This is a genomic window from Pseudomonas sp. PD9R, from assembly GCF_019200975.1.
In the GTDB taxonomy this organism is placed as follows: domain Bacteria; phylum Pseudomonadota; class Gammaproteobacteria; order Pseudomonadales; family Pseudomonadaceae; genus Aquipseudomonas.
Map to the genome: position 1 here is coordinate 13,539 of NZ_JAHTMR010000020.1, position 12,755 is coordinate 26,293.

At 54.2% G+C, this 12,755-nt stretch carries 15 protein-coding genes and 1 pseudogene; 5 read left to right on the forward strand and 11 right to left on the reverse strand.

What is annotated here, in order from left to right:
* Positions 1-67: 67 nt before the first annotated feature.
* Positions 68-631 carry an alkyl hydroperoxide reductase subunit C gene (gene ahpC, locus KUF73_RS27235; protein WP_010460707.1) on the reverse strand — a complete coding sequence of 188 codons (564 nt, stop codon included), beginning with the start codon at positions 629-631 and terminating at the stop codon, positions 68-70.
* Positions 632-769: 138 nt separating this feature from the next.
* Positions 770-1,708 carry a site-specific integrase gene (locus KUF73_RS27240; RefSeq protein WP_218441070.1) on the reverse strand — a complete coding sequence of 313 codons (939 nt, stop codon included), beginning with the start codon at positions 1,706-1,708 and terminating at the stop codon, positions 770-772.
* Between the two features lie 177 nt (positions 1,709-1,885).
* Between KUF73_RS27240 and KUF73_RS27245 the strand changes: the two genes are divergently transcribed.
* A complete protein-coding gene (locus KUF73_RS27245) occupies positions 1,886-2,899 on the forward strand; it encodes a DNA-binding protein (protein ID WP_218441071.1) in 1,014 nt (337 codons plus the stop codon).
* On the opposite strand, the gene gorA is transcribed toward KUF73_RS27245, so the two are convergent.
* From gorA to galU, 7 genes and pseudogenes are all read right to left on the reverse strand, one after another.
* On the reverse strand, positions 2,896-4,254 hold the full coding sequence (gorA, locus tag KUF73_RS27250) for a glutathione-disulfide reductase (protein WP_218441072.1): 1,359 nt from the start codon (positions 4,252-4,254) through the stop codon (positions 2,896-2,898). The two genes, KUF73_RS27245 and gorA, sit on opposite strands and share 4 nt — an antisense overlap.
* A 106-nt stretch (positions 4,255-4,360) precedes the next feature.
* Positions 4,361-5,890 carry an MFS transporter gene (locus KUF73_RS27255; protein ID WP_256345699.1) on the reverse strand — a complete coding sequence of 510 codons (1,530 nt, stop codon included), beginning with the start codon at positions 5,888-5,890 and terminating at the stop codon, positions 4,361-4,363.
* Between the two features lie 93 nt (positions 5,891-5,983).
* On the reverse strand, positions 5,984-6,856 hold the full coding sequence (locus KUF73_RS27260) for a prephenate dehydrogenase dimerization domain-containing protein (RefSeq protein WP_218441073.1): 873 nt from the start codon (positions 6,854-6,856) through the stop codon (positions 5,984-5,986).
* A pseudogene (locus tag KUF73_RS27265) lies at positions 6,853-7,134 on the reverse strand (chorismate-binding protein); the annotation flags it as partial. The gene KUF73_RS27260 and the pseudogene KUF73_RS27265, both read right to left, overlap by 4 nt.
* A 19-nt stretch (positions 7,135-7,153) precedes the next feature.
* Positions 7,154-7,423 carry a hypothetical protein gene (locus KUF73_RS27270; protein WP_218441074.1) on the reverse strand — a complete coding sequence of 90 codons (270 nt, stop codon included), beginning with the start codon at positions 7,421-7,423 and terminating at the stop codon, positions 7,154-7,156.
* A 4-nt stretch (positions 7,424-7,427) separates the two neighbouring features.
* Positions 7,428-9,083: an NAD(P)/FAD-dependent oxidoreductase gene (locus tag KUF73_RS27280; RefSeq protein ID WP_371135567.1), complete on the reverse strand. Its 1,656-nt coding sequence runs from the start codon at positions 9,081-9,083 to the stop codon at positions 7,428-7,430.
* A 528-nt stretch (positions 9,084-9,611) separates the two neighbouring features.
* A complete protein-coding gene (galU, locus tag KUF73_RS27285; protein WP_054050566.1) occupies positions 9,612-10,451 on the reverse strand; it encodes a UTP--glucose-1-phosphate uridylyltransferase GalU in 840 nt (279 codons plus the stop codon).
* Positions 10,452-10,743: 292 nt separating this feature from the next.
* Between galU and KUF73_RS27290 the strand changes: the two genes are divergently transcribed.
* Together KUF73_RS27290 and KUF73_RS27295 are read left to right on the forward strand one after the other, a co-directional pair.
* Positions 10,744-10,932, forward strand: coding sequence for a hypothetical protein (locus tag KUF73_RS27290; protein ID WP_218441075.1), 189 nt, complete (start codon positions 10,744-10,746; stop codon positions 10,930-10,932).
* A gap of 139 nt (positions 10,933-11,071) precedes the next feature.
* The gene (locus KUF73_RS27295) at positions 11,072-11,353 is read left to right on the forward strand and encodes a hypothetical protein (protein WP_218441076.1); all 282 of its coding nucleotides are present in this window, start codon (positions 11,072-11,074) and stop codon (positions 11,351-11,353) included.
* A gap of 10 nt (positions 11,354-11,363) precedes the next feature.
* Here KUF73_RS27295 and KUF73_RS27300 read toward each other — a convergent pair whose 3' ends face one another.
* Together KUF73_RS27300 and KUF73_RS27305 are read right to left on the reverse strand one after the other, a co-directional pair.
* Positions 11,364-11,594 (reverse strand): hypothetical protein, encoded by a 231-nt coding sequence (locus tag KUF73_RS27300; RefSeq protein WP_218441077.1) that lies wholly within the window; start codon positions 11,592-11,594, stop codon positions 11,364-11,366.
* Positions 11,595-11,666: 72 nt separating this feature from the next.
* Positions 11,667-12,023: a hypothetical protein gene (locus tag KUF73_RS27305; protein ID WP_218441078.1), complete on the reverse strand. Its 357-nt coding sequence runs from the start codon at positions 12,021-12,023 to the stop codon at positions 11,667-11,669.
* A 212-nt stretch (positions 12,024-12,235) separates the two neighbouring features.
* Between KUF73_RS27305 and KUF73_RS27310 the strand changes: the two genes are divergently transcribed.
* The gene (locus KUF73_RS27310; RefSeq protein ID WP_016984992.1) at positions 12,236-12,538 is read left to right on the forward strand and encodes a DUF1883 domain-containing protein; all 303 of its coding nucleotides are present in this window, start codon (positions 12,236-12,238) and stop codon (positions 12,536-12,538) included.
* Between the two features lie 35 nt (positions 12,539-12,573).
* Entirely contained in the window at positions 12,574-12,744 is a 171-nt protein-coding gene (locus KUF73_RS27315; protein ID WP_218441131.1) for a hypothetical protein, read from the forward strand.
* Positions 12,745-12,755: the final 11 nt, after the last annotated feature.

Consider the following 12,755-nt stretch of genomic DNA (forward strand, 5'->3'; position numbering starts at 1 on the left):
TTTTTGTTGGGCGGTGCAGCTTACTTAGTAGGCGCGGAGTCCCGCCCTGATGAAGCGCGTCACAGACTTAGATCTTGCCAACCAGGTCCAGGGACGGAGCCAGAGTAGCCTCGCCTTCTTTCCACTTGGCTGGGCAGACCTGGCCCGGGTGAGCAGCGACGTACTGGGCAGCCTTGATTTTGCGCAGCAGCTCGGAAGCGTCACGACCCACACCGCCGTCGTTCAATTCGACGATTTTGATCTGGCCTTCTGGGTTGATCACGAAGGTGCCACGGTCAGCCAGGCCAGCGTCTTCGATCAGCACGTCGAAGTTGCGGGAGATGGCGTGAGTCGGGTCGCCGATCATGGTGTACTGGATTTTGCCGATGGCTGGCGAAGTGTTGTGCCAGGCAGCGTGGGCAAAGTGAGTGTCGGTGGAAACGCTGTAGATCTCGACGCCCAGCTTCTGGAATGCGTCGTAGTTGTCGGCCAGGTCTTCCAGCTCGGTTGGGCAAACGAAGGTGAAGTCAGCCGGGTAGAAGAACACGACGGACCACTTGCCTTTCAGGTCAGCGTCCGAGACTTTTACGAAGTCGCCATTTTTGAATGCATCAGCTTTGAAAGGTTTAACTTGGCTGTTGATGATAGGCATCGTTGACTCTCCGTCAGGGGTTAAGAAGTTGATGGAGAGAACTTTACCCACTCGACGGACGGTTGGCTCATTGGCAAAACCGATGCGCCTGATTGGGTTTCGCTATTAGCCAGCTCTATTAATAGAAGAAAACCATCTTTACGATGCCAGCGGTTTTTCCTCGAGCCGCGCCATCCCGAGAAACGGACTGGCTTCGATGTAACGCATGGCAGACTTCATATCCTTCCAGCCCACGTAGTTCATCAGCGACTTCAAGTCCCAGCCACTCTGATGCGCCCATGAAGCAAAACCGCGTCGTAGCGAGTGGCTGGTGTAATGCTCGGCCGCAATGCCTGCGCGCTCCAATGCCTGACGCAGCAGCGGAATGACGCTATTGGCGTGCAAGCCCCCTTCACTCAAATGACCCCAGCGATCGATACCGCGAAACACCGGACCGCGCACCAGTCCAGCCTCGGTGATCCAGGCAATGTAGGCCTGCACCGGGCATAACCGCTGCAATGCCGGTGTCTGGTAAGTCTTGCCGAGGTTTTCGCGATCACTCTTGCTGCGCGGCAGGTACAAAGTGATGCCTGAGCCGGCGCTGGCCTGCACATGCTCGATGTGGACGCGACATAACTCATCGCTACGGAAACCGCGCCAGAAGCCCAGCAGGATCAACGCGCTGTCGCGCCTGGCCCGCAACAATCCTGGCCGATCACCCTGAGCTCTTGCGATTTGCGCCTCTTGCGCCAGTGAGTCAATGACTTGTTCCAGATGCTGAAGCTGCAATGGCTCAGCTTGTTTCTCCTGGGCCGGATGCAGCGCCCGAATCCCCTTGAACACTTTGCGCACCACAGGCGCTTTAGTCGGATCGGCGAATCCTTGGCTGTTGTGCCATTGCGCCAATGCCGACAAGCGCAGCTTCAAGGTATTGATCGACAGCACGCCCGCATGGGCGACCAGGTAACGCGCCACGCTGTCGCCGGTCGCTGGCAGGAACCCGCCCCAATTGACTTCGAAGTGTTCGATGGCGGCGCGATAGCTGCGACGAGTGTTGTCACGCGTCGCAGCTTGCAGGTAACGATCCAGATCACTCATCGGTCCAACTCTCGAATGTGTACCGCTTTACGGGCGTCAAAGCAGGTTTTTGTTCATCACATGGGGTAATACCAGTATATCCCGCGTTAATAACAATCCGTATTTATCTTTTTATGTTGAATGGTACACTGTGTATTACATAAATACGTACCACACAAAGAAATCGAAGGAGAAATCATGGCCCGTGGCGGCGTTAACAAAGCAGTGGTTCAAGCCGCACGTCTGGCGATCCTCGCCCGCGGCGAAAACCCCAGCATCGATGCAGTACGGATCGAAATGGGCAATACCGGCTCCAAAACAACTATTCATCGCTATCTGAAAGAGCTCGATAACAGCATTCAACGCGAAGAAGCAGAACCCGCCGAACCGATCAATGACGAGTTGCTGGCACTGGTTTCGCGGTTGGCGCAGCGTTTGAACGAGCAGGCGCAAGAGCCCATTGACCAGGCCCGCGAGCAGTTCGAGCAACAACGCAAAGCGCTGGAAACTCAACTGGCAGCAGCTCAAGCAGCCAATACCGAACTGCATCAGCAATACGAGATTCAAAGCCTGGCGCTGACCCAGGAGTCCGAGGCACTGCAAGAAACCCGGGCCATGCTGCAGACCGAACAAACCCGCAATGCCGGACTGAACCAGGCACTCGCGGATTTCGATTTACGCTTGCAAGACAAGGACGAGCAGATTCGCTCGCTCGAAGAGAAGCACCTGCATGCCCGTGACGCACTGGAGCACTACCGCAACGCCGTCAAAGAGCAGCGCGAGCAAGAGCACAGTCGTCATGAAAGTCAGGTTCAGCAATTGCAGATGGAGCTGCGCCAGGCACAGCAAAGTACGCTGGTACGCCAGGATGAAATCACCCAGTTACACCGCGACAACGAACGCCTGTTGACGGAAAACCGTGGAACGCTACGCGAGCTGAGCTCAATGCAAGAGCAGCTCAAGCAGAGCAATAGTCGTCAGGATCAACTGCTGGAACAAGCCACGCGCGTCGATGGCGAACGCACCCTCCTCCAGGAGCGCTTGCGCGTCGCCCTGCTGGAAAGTCAGTCGCTGAAACGGAACATCGATGAGCAATCGCAGCTCAACAAGTCACTGGAAATCCAATTGACCAAGGCCCAGGCGGACCTCGAAGAAAGCGTACGTCTGGCCGCTGTCATTGCAACAGCGCCAGACTCAGCAAAAGACGCTTAACTCGCGACCGGCGTACGCATGGTGACGAATTCTTCGGCGGCCGTCGGGTGCACGCCGATGGTTTCGTCGAAGTGGCGCTTGGTGGCGCCAGCCTTCAATGCAATCGCCAGGCCTTGAACAATTTCACCGGCCTCGGGGCCGACCATGTGACAACCTAGTACCTTGTCGGTCTTGGCGTCCACCACCAGCTTCATCAGCGTACGCTCCTGGCATTCGGTCAGGGTCAGCTTCATTGGCCGGAAGCGGCTTTCGAAGATCTGCACTTCGAGACCAGCATCGCGCGCCTCTTCTTCGGTCAAACCGACGGTGCCGATGTTTGGCAAGCTGAACACCGCCGTCGGGATCATTTTGTAATCCACCGGACGATATTGTTCAGGCTTGAACAAGCGACGAGCAACGGCCATGCCCTCGGCCAACGCCACCGGCGTCAGCTGGACCCGACCAATCACATCGCCCAACGCCAGAATCGACGGCTCGGCGGTTTGATACAGCTCGTCCACTTCGACGAAACCTTTCTTGTCGAGCTTCACTCCGGTGTTTTCCAACCCCAGATTGTCCAGCATCGGACGACGACCGGTGGCGTAGAACACACAATCGGCTTCCAACTGGCGGCCATCCTTGAGCGTCACTTTCAGGCTGCCGTCGGCTTGTTTGTCGATACGCTCAATATCCGAGTTAAATTGCAGGTCCATACCGCGCTTGGTCAACTCCTCCTGCAAATGCGTGCGCACGGAACCGTCGAAGCCCCGCAGGAACAACTCGCCGCGGTAAAGCAGCGTGGTCTGCGCGCCCAGACCATGGAAGATCCCGGCGAACTCAACGGCGATGTAACCGCCGCCCACCACCAGCACACGCTTGGGCAGCTCTTTGAGGAAGAACGCCTGATTGGAACTGATGGCGTGCTCATGCCCCGGAATCTCTGGAATCTGCGGCCAGCCACCGGTCGCGATCAGGATATTTTTCGCGGTGAAGCGCTCGCCATTGATCTCGACCTGATGCGGGTCGACGATCTTGGCGTGGCCCTCGTGCAGCGTCACGCCACTGTTGACCAGAAGGGTACGGTAAATGCCGTTCAGTCGATTGATCTCGCGATCCTTGTTGGCGATCAGCGTCGCCCAATCGAACTGCGCTTCGTCCAGAGTCCAGCCGAACCCGGAAGCCTGCTCAAAGTCCTCGGCAAAGTGCGCGCCGTAGACCAGCAATTTTTTCGGCACACACCCGACGTTCACACACGTACCACCCAGGTAACGGCTCTCAGCCACAGCCACTTTCGCACCGAAACCTGCCGCGAATCGCGCAGCACGCACACCACCAGAACCGGCACCAATCACATAAAGGTCAAAATCGTAGGCCATTGTCTATCTCCTCGGCAGGCAAACAGCATACCTGCGGGCGGCCATTGAGCAAGCATTGCACTGAAATGCTCAGGCCGTGCGATGGCGGCCCAACCTTCGTTTTCGATCAGTGTCCCTCTGCAGATTGTGTTTTCGGTGTCCGAAAACTACGCCAAGCAATCAAAATCGCCATGAGTGCCAGGCCGAACGTCAGCCACGAAACCAAACCTATCCCACCTTCGAATGCCCTTCCCGCCTGCACCATCAATTCTCTCGCTTGATCACCCGACAAGTCTGCGGCCACATGATGGGCGCCAGATAGCGTCTCACTGGCCAGCATCATCTGTACTTCGTTCAGGAACTCCGGAAGCTGCAACGCACCGCGATAGTACGCGGTGACGAGACCGCCGAGCACAGTCGTCCCCAAAACCACGCCCACTTCATAGGCCGTTTCGCTAATGGCCGACGCAGCGCCCGCCTTTGCCGGCGATGCGGCTGACAAAATTACATCATTGGACACCGTCGCGATCGCGCCCACGCCAATGTTCAGCAAAGCAAAAGCCACCGCTAGAACGATCAGGCTACTGCCCATGCTTGCGACCAGCAAAAACGCCGCGCCAGCAAATGCCATCAAAATCGGTATAAGTACATGCACCTTTAATCGCTGCGCGACAGGGACAATCGCCATTCCCACGACAATCGCCATCACCTGACCAGGCACCAGCGCGAGACTGGCACTTAAGGGCGACATCTGAAGAACGATTTGCAAGAACTGAGTAGCGAAGAAAACGAAGCCAACCAGGAATGCGAGGCTCATCAGATTGATCAGGACCGATCCGCTAAAGGTGCCATTTCGGAACAGACTCAGATCCATCAGCGGCACCGACAGACGTGACTGCCGACGCACAAACTTCCAGCCCGAAACTGTGCCTACTGCAAATGCTGTCAGCGCCATCCAGTCGACACCATTACTGGCGCTGTGTTTAATGCCATAAACAATGGCACCGAGGGCCATCATCGATTGCAGGATGCTTATCGGATCCAACGGTCCTGACGCATCTCGCTCGGATTCGGGCAACAACAGTGGCCCCAATACCAGCAGTGGCACCAACACGGGAACCGCCAACAGGAAAATCGACCCCCAACTGAAGAATTCCAATAACACCCCGCCCACTAAAGGACCGAGTGCCGAGCCTACCGTCAATGTCGTTGCCCAAATCGCGACTGCTAATCTCCGTTCTTCTCGATCCTCGAACACCGAACGTATCAATGCCAAAGTTGAGGGCATCAACATCGCACCGAAAACGCCCATACAAGCTCGCCCGGCGATCAGTTGTGTGGCGGAATCGGAATACGCGGTTAGCACCGACACAACGGCAAAACCCAAAGACCCGGCCAACAACAACTTACGATGACCGATTCGATCTCCCAGACTACCCATCGACACCAGCAATCCCGCCAATACCAGCGAATAAGCATCGATCATCCACAACTGCTGGCTAGCACTCGGACGCAGCGCCTCGGCAATCTTTGGTAAGGCGAATCCAAGTACTGTGTTGTCAACTGTTACCAGTAAGACCGGGAGCATCAGTACGCTTAGGCCTAACCAACGTTTTGATCTTGATCCTCGGTGTGTCGCCTCATTTATTAATGCCATGGGTAAAACTCCTTACCGCACACAAAAATTCACGGGGCATTTTTCGATGCGCCCGTGAAACGCTTCCTACGCGCTTCCTTGGCGAGGATTTAATCAGTTCAGCAATGAAAAAACGTGCTGACAATCGACAGCCCCCGAATTTAAACGGCGGCCCAATGCGTTTGAAACGTCTTGTAGATCGCTTCGGAACTCGTCGTAATCCCGAATACGGACATTTTTTATCAAGCGTTCCATCCCTTCCGCTAGCGCGGCGCGCTGGTGCCTGGCCTGGTCATTTTCTAGCTGTATATCCCAGTAGACTTCAGGCGGATTCACCAGAACCCGGGACAGTAACGCCATCATTGTGCGCATCGGTGGTGGCATCACCTCAAGAGCGCTGTCGAGATCCAGCGAAGACCTTGCCAACGCTAGACCGAACCCAAGAATTGCGGCATGAGGCAGTGCCTGACAGAGAGCCATGAGCTCATCATGAGCCACCGGAGTCATTCGCTTTATCTTCATCCCAGCCCCCATCAGGTGTTGCTCGATGAAGGTCGAAGGCGAGTCTCCGTCTTCCAGGCAAATTGCGACGGTACGTCCCTGAACGGAAAGCTTGGGTGAAAACATCGGATTGACACCGACAAATGGCTGCTGGGACGAGGCACCCTTCAATGCTCTGTAAAATGGCTCCTGAACAGAACAAGTCGGTATGAACACAACATCGCTCGAGACGGAGCCGACAACCCAAGGTATTGCCCGGATAGCCACGCTTTCGGGCAGCGCAAAAACCACTGCAACCGCCCCTTGGAAGATCTGCTCGATGTTGCTGAACGGACTTGTAACATCAACTTCATAGAAGCCACGTCCCTGTTCGGAAGACCTGCGATCCACCACCCGGACATCGTATCCATATTGCATAAGAATGCGGCTGATCAAGGAACCAACCAAACCCGCCCCACCCAATACGACAACCGTGTCGCTCATCATGATTCGCTCCCGGCGACAAAGCTGTAATAAGGCACGCTAGCCTTAACCAAAGTTTCTTCAAGCTCTTGCTGCGGATCGGAGTGCGCAACAATCGCACCACCAATTCCAAATTTCGCCTCCCTACCTTTAAGAACTGCTGTTCGGATGACAATACTCAGTTCCGCTCCACCACTGAAAGATAACCAGCCTAATGCGCCTGAGTAGACACCACGAGCAGAAGACTCCAATACGTCAATAATCTCCATCGTGCGTTTCTTCGGTGCTCCCGTCATTGAGCCGCCTGGGAAACAGCCTCAGTCAGGCGTGATCCAGCTGATTGATAGCAGGCGTCCACAATCCTTTGCTCGTCATAGCCGCTAGAGCCTCCCCTAACAACCTGATGTCTTTGTCGCCGTGGCTTGCTGATATCGCAAAACGCAGCATCGCTTTGCCTTTGGCAATAATTGGATAAAACACCGGAAAGAGCAGCATGCCTTGGTCACGCAGAATTCTTGCAGCCTGCAAACCCGCCGCCTCTGTTTCAAAGAAGGCTCCTCTGACAGGTGACTGAATACCTGCGTTGAGCAACCGGTTATCGGTGAGGGAATCTAAAAGGCTGACATTTTCCCAAAGTCGCCGTTGCGGCACATCGAGCTCTCCACTGAGATGGATTTTCGCCGAGGCAACGTTCGCTGCCAGCATGGGCACCATAATGGAATGTCCGTTTATCCCTCGCCCTCACAGCAAAGTCATTCACAAGTGGCTGGAGACCAGCGCTGGGCTGCGATCGGGAGTTAATGTTCTCGATTTGTGTGCTGGAAGTGGCGCGATTGGCTTGGCGATCGCGCGGCGCAGACCGGATCTGAATGTGACATGCGTGGAGTTCCAATTCCGGCGGAGGCGTAAATGACGGATGCAAGTTATTTATCAGCTGTTGGTAATTGCGTGACAGCCCTTCATCTAGCAGAGGGAACCAATAAGGTTTTATATCCCAACGATACTCATACCCAGTAGCAAACATCTGCTGTACCGTTTCCCTGACTGTATGTTCGCGGGCAAACCCAGATAACGGAGCACGGACAGGTTTGAAGGGACTGAGATCTAGGTCGGGAGTATCCGCACCGGTGAGGCAATCAGCTATATACCGCGCTAACAACGGTGATTGGTGTAGGCCATCTCGGTAGGTACCTGTTGCAAGCCAAAGACCTTCGATGCCGCACTCGCCAATCAATGGAAAACCATCTGCTGGAATTGGTCTGTTGCCAACCTGTATGGAAATAATTTCAGCACCATGAAGATCCAGGTTCAGTTGGTCAACAGCACAATCAAGTAAAAACTGAACATCCGACACAAGAGCCTGTTGCTTTGGCAGCTCCGAAATAATGTTAGTTGCCCCTAGATACAATACTCCGTCCCCACGAGGGACACAGTGCAAGCCACATGCAAAGGCACGATTTGGCGTCCGTATGACAGAACTCGGCAAATCGACCCCTTCTGGCATCTTTACAAGAATGGAGACGCCATAACCACTGAACAACGGTGGAATTTTCTTCACAAAGTCGAAGTCACTGAGTAAATCTAGAGATTGCACGCCTGCGGCAACCACAACCTTCTTTGCCCAGAGAACCTCCCCACTGCATAACTCGACACCAGTTACTACCCCACCCTCAGCCAATACTCGCTTAGCGGTCTCGTTTTTCAGAACCCCACCTTCGGTGACAAACGCAGCATCCAGTTTTTCCAGCAAAAGATGCGAGTTCACGGAATGCTCGTTTGGTATGTACAATCCCCGTAGTGGGCGAACCAGATGATTGGGCTTAAGCCACTCCATCTCGCGTGGATCAATAATTTCGAATGGTTCACCATGCTCACGAAGGGTACTCTCGATAGTGTCATAGTTAACGCCATCTACCTCATCCATGCCGGCGGTATTGAGGAGAACATGGGTCCCAATTGCTGTAAATAACGAGCTAGCATCACCTGAAGAAACTGCTAAACGCTCCGCCCAGCTTGACCACAGGTATTGAGCTTGTCGGTCCATGTCTAATTTCAATCGACCATAATCACTTGCAAGTAGCCCGCTTGTTACCTCTCCAAAGCATCCATTCATCGCCCCAGCAGCCTTTGACGCTGCATTTGTACGTTCAATCTCACCGACTCGACAGACGTTTAAACCACGCGTCGATAACTCATACGAAATTGAACCACCTACTGCTCCAGCCCCCACAACAATGACGTCGAACTCCATGCCCCGACCTCCAGCACTAAACTGAAATTTAGAAAGAACGTCTTCATAATTAGAAAACAATTCAGTTCTATAACTCCAACCCAATACAGTTCAACCGACAATTCATTTCATATTGTATCCGGGAAACAATTCGAAACATTATAAGCGCAGATGTAGGAATAGGACTTCAGATATCGAGAAACGAGCATATCCTAGCGTTTTAGAAACAGCATGATTGATAGATTTAGTTATCCTGCCGAGCACCTTTGGCAATCTCAGCAAATTAATGACTGGCAACTACAAATCTTTAGATCGGAGGTTTGAACATTCTAAATGTTAAAGGGTATTGCTGTTGAAGTCCCTCCAAATTAGCGGTGGTTGCCACATGTGCCCAATGCCTGTTGGTAAATGAAGACTGAAGAATTTTATCTGAGCGTTACACGCACAAAAGCAAACGCCCCGAACAAGTCGGGGCGTTTGCTTGGTCCTTCAGCAGCGTGTTTTCACACAATCTGCCAAGGTAGATTTTTAATACAAGCAGGTCAGCTATCAGTAAGCCTTACCAGTCTTATAGAAGTTCTCGAAGCAGAAGTTGGTGGCTTCGATGTAGCCTTCAGCGCCGCCGCAGTCAAAACGCTTGCCCTTGAACTTGTAGGCAATGACGCAACCGTTCTGCGCCTGTTTCATCAGGGCGTCGGTGATCTGGATCTCGCCGCCCTTGCCTGGCTCGGTTTGCTTGATCAGGTCAAAGATGTCCGGCGTCAGGATGTAACGACCGATGATCGCCAGGTTCGATGGTGCATCTTCAGGGGCTGGCTTTTCGACCATGTTGCGGACGCGATACAGGTCATCACCGATCAAGTCGCCAGCGATCACGCCGTACTTGTTGGTTTCCAGCGGGTCGACTTCCTGAATCGCGATGATCGAGCAGCGGTACTGTTTGTACAGTTTGACCATCTGGGTCAGTACGCCGTCGCCATCGAGGTTGACGCACAAGTCATCCGCCAGTACCACGGCGAAAGGTTCGTCGCCGATCAGTGGACGACCGGTCAGGATCGCGTGGCCCAGGCCTTTCATTTCGGTCTGACGGGTGTAGGAGAACGAACACTCGTCGAGCAGCTTGCGGATGCCGACCAGGTATTTCTCCTTGTCAGTGCCCTTGATCTGGTTTTCCAGCTCGTAGCTGATGTCGAAATGGTCTTCCAAGGCGCGCTTGCCGCGACCGGTAACGATTGAGATTTCGGTCAAGCCAGCGTCCAGTGCTTCTTCGACGCCGTACTGGATCAGTGGCTTGTTCACCACCGGCAGCATTTCTTTGGGCATGGCTTTAGTCGCTGGCAGGAAGCGAGTACCGTAACCGGCTGCTGGGAACAAGCATTTCTTGATCATAAAAGTCCTTGAAAGGGCTGTGTGTACGAGTTTCGGCGCAGTCTAATCAGGCGGCGTGCACCTTACAATGCCCCGCACTGGCTAACCGATGCCATCATAGAGAAATATTCTTGCGGATAGTTCCGCATACAGCTCAGCAGATCGATCAGCAGCCTGTTATTGATAGCAGACAACGCAAGGTTTGCACGGTCTGGCTAGCGAACGGCTGTTGCACCACGCTACACCCATCGGCACCTCTTGCGTGCATTTGACGCTATCATGGCGCAATTGAACCAGCCAACGAGGCAGATAGATGTCGGAAGCAAAAAGCGTAAACGGGTACCTGATCAACAAGGCAAAGGACGGCCAATGGTGGGTAGCCAGCGCCGCCAGTGAGAATATCGCCGGCCCCTTCCCGACCGAAGCCATGGCAATCGAGGTGGCATCGGTGCTGGAACTTGAACACCCGGCGCCCAAGCGACGCGGCAAGGACAAGAACTGATCCAGGTCAAACACGCCCAGAAGCCCTGCCATTGCGCAGGGCTTTTTTGTGATTGCCGGCAAGAAGTGGCCTATCGCTATAACCTTTTGCAACTGGCGCTGTCACAGCCTTTGCCCACCCCCTTGATGACGACAACGACATGACTAAATTTTTGCCATTGATTGCGGTATTGGCCCTGAATGGCTGCGCGACGTCTGAAACCACGTACCTGAATGATGGCGAACAAGGTCTGGCCATCGATTGCTCCGGGGAAGCCAATTCCTGGGCGACCTGTTACGAAAAAGCCGATGCGTCTTGCGCCGGCACCGGTTACCGGATCGTCGGCACTGATGGCACACCTTCAACCAAGGAAAGCGACAAGACCCTGGGCGTCGACGTTGGCAATTACAAGACCCGCAGCGTCGTAGTGGTCTGCAAGTAAGCGCCCTGCCCTACATATGGATTTCGGCGAACTTGATCCCGAGACTGCGCACGATCTCAATCAGTTCGTCGAGGCTGCCGAAAGATTCGACTTCGTCGTTGTCATCCACCAGGAAAAAACTGCGCCCGGCGCTTTTCTTGAAGAAAACAATCCATTCTCCCGGATTCGCCGGGTTCTGAATCACATGGGTGGCAGAGATAAGACCCTCTGCGTGCCGTTCCCGTACCCGCTCTCGCTTCATGCTCGACTCCAGAAATGACAATGCCGCCAAAACGTTGCTTTGGCGGCATCGGTGCTGATTGTCGACATTCTATCAGCCGGAAATGCACGCCGTAGCGGCATTACGAACATCCCATGGACGCAGCGGCACATTGGAGATGCGCTCATGCAGCTTGATGCTGCTGCCGCCGGAGCGCTGTTCGATATCGAAGACGGCCGCCGGGCCTGAGGAAAGCTTCTGCGGCACGATCACCCGCACACCGTCTTTCTGCGGTTCGATCTGCAACGCCCCACGGCTGCTGGCGAGCTTATCGCTCAGGCATTGCGCGTACTCGTGGGGCTTCTTGCCTGAAATCACGTTCATGGTCGGCAGCGTCTGGTTAATTTCCGAGACACTTGCGCAACCACTGATTGCCAAAAACAATGGCAGGCCCCACGCACCCCACTTCATACAAAACCTCCGATAAAGACCCTCCGACAGCAACGATGCCGTTTTTCTCCAAGGCACCCTGCATTTAACCCCCAAGCAATACGCAATTTCTGTTTTTAATTATCAAAGCGGGCCTCAACGGCCGGATAATAACGCCTCCGGGCTGATAAACTGCGCCAATCGCCCAAGCTATCGTTTTGATTTTGTAGAAAAAGCCCTTCTGGAGGCGCCTCATGAAATTTATTCACCAGCGCGAGCACCTCAACGAAGACGACATCGTCGTCATTCAATGCTCGCAAATGTGCAACATCCGCTTGATGAACGACGCTAATTTCCGCAGCTTCAAAAATGGCGGTCGCCACACTTACCACGGCGGCGCGTTCGACACGTTCCCGGCCCGCATTACGGCGCCAAGCACCGGTTTCTGGAACATCACCATCGATACGGTCAATCGCCGTCCGATCAGCGTGACTCGCAAACCGACCCTGACGCACTCGATCAAGATCATCCGCCGTTCCAGCACGAAACTGAGCTGAGTGGCACCCAACCAAGCAAACAGACAGGTATGACCGTGGCCCAGACGACCAAGTACGTCATCAAATACAAGCTAAACGGCGAACGCCGCTTCGAATTTGCCCAGCTTGAAAACGGCACTGAAGCAGAGGCGAAGGCCGCGCTGGACGCCCTGCATGGCCAGAGCGAAGACGTCATCAGCGACATCAGCGTCAGCAAAGCGCTGTAATACAACCCGGA

Excerpts from the sequence above, each read along its gene's own strand:
- KUF73_RS27300 (WP_218441077.1), bottom strand. The coding sequence starts at position 11,594 with ATGAAGCGAGAGCGGGTACGGGAACGGCACGCAGAGGGTCTTATCTCT.
- KUF73_RS27295 (WP_218441076.1), top strand. The coding sequence starts at position 11,072 with ATGACTAAATTTTTGCCATTGATTGCGGTATTGGCCCTGAATGGCTGC.
- KUF73_RS27240 (WP_218441070.1), bottom strand. The coding sequence starts at position 1,708 with ATGAGTGATCTGGATCGTTACCTGCAAGCTGCGACGCGTGACAACACT.
- KUF73_RS27290 (WP_218441075.1), top strand. The coding sequence starts at position 10,744 with ATGTCGGAAGCAAAAAGCGTAAACGGGTACCTGATCAACAAGGCAAAG.
- KUF73_RS27245 (WP_218441071.1), top strand. The coding sequence starts at position 1,886 with ATGGCCCGTGGCGGCGTTAACAAAGCAGTGGTTCAAGCCGCACGTCTG.
- ahpC (WP_010460707.1), bottom strand. The coding sequence starts at position 631 with ATGCCTATCATCAACAGCCAAGTTAAACCTTTCAAAGCTGATGCATTC.
- gorA (WP_218441072.1), bottom strand. The coding sequence starts at position 4,254 with ATGGCCTACGATTTTGACCTTTATGTGATTGGTGCCGGTTCTGGTGGT.
- KUF73_RS27310 (WP_016984992.1), top strand. The coding sequence starts at position 12,236 with ATGAAATTTATTCACCAGCGCGAGCACCTCAACGAAGACGACATCGTC.
- KUF73_RS27305 (WP_218441078.1), bottom strand. The coding sequence starts at position 12,023 with ATGAAGTGGGGTGCGTGGGGCCTGCCATTGTTTTTGGCAATCAGTGGT.
- galU (WP_054050566.1), bottom strand. The coding sequence starts at position 10,451 with ATGATCAAGAAATGCTTGTTCCCAGCAGCCGGTTACGGTACTCGCTTC.
- KUF73_RS27255 (WP_256345699.1), bottom strand. The coding sequence starts at position 5,890 with ATGGCATTAATAAATGAGGCGACACACCGAGGATCAAGATCAAAACGT.
- KUF73_RS27260 (WP_218441073.1), bottom strand. The coding sequence starts at position 6,856 with ATGATGAGCGACACGGTTGTCGTATTGGGTGGGGCGGGTTTGGTTGGT.
- KUF73_RS27280 (WP_371135567.1), bottom strand. The coding sequence starts at position 9,083 with ATGGAGTTCGACGTCATTGTTGTGGGGGCTGGAGCAGTAGGTGGTTCA.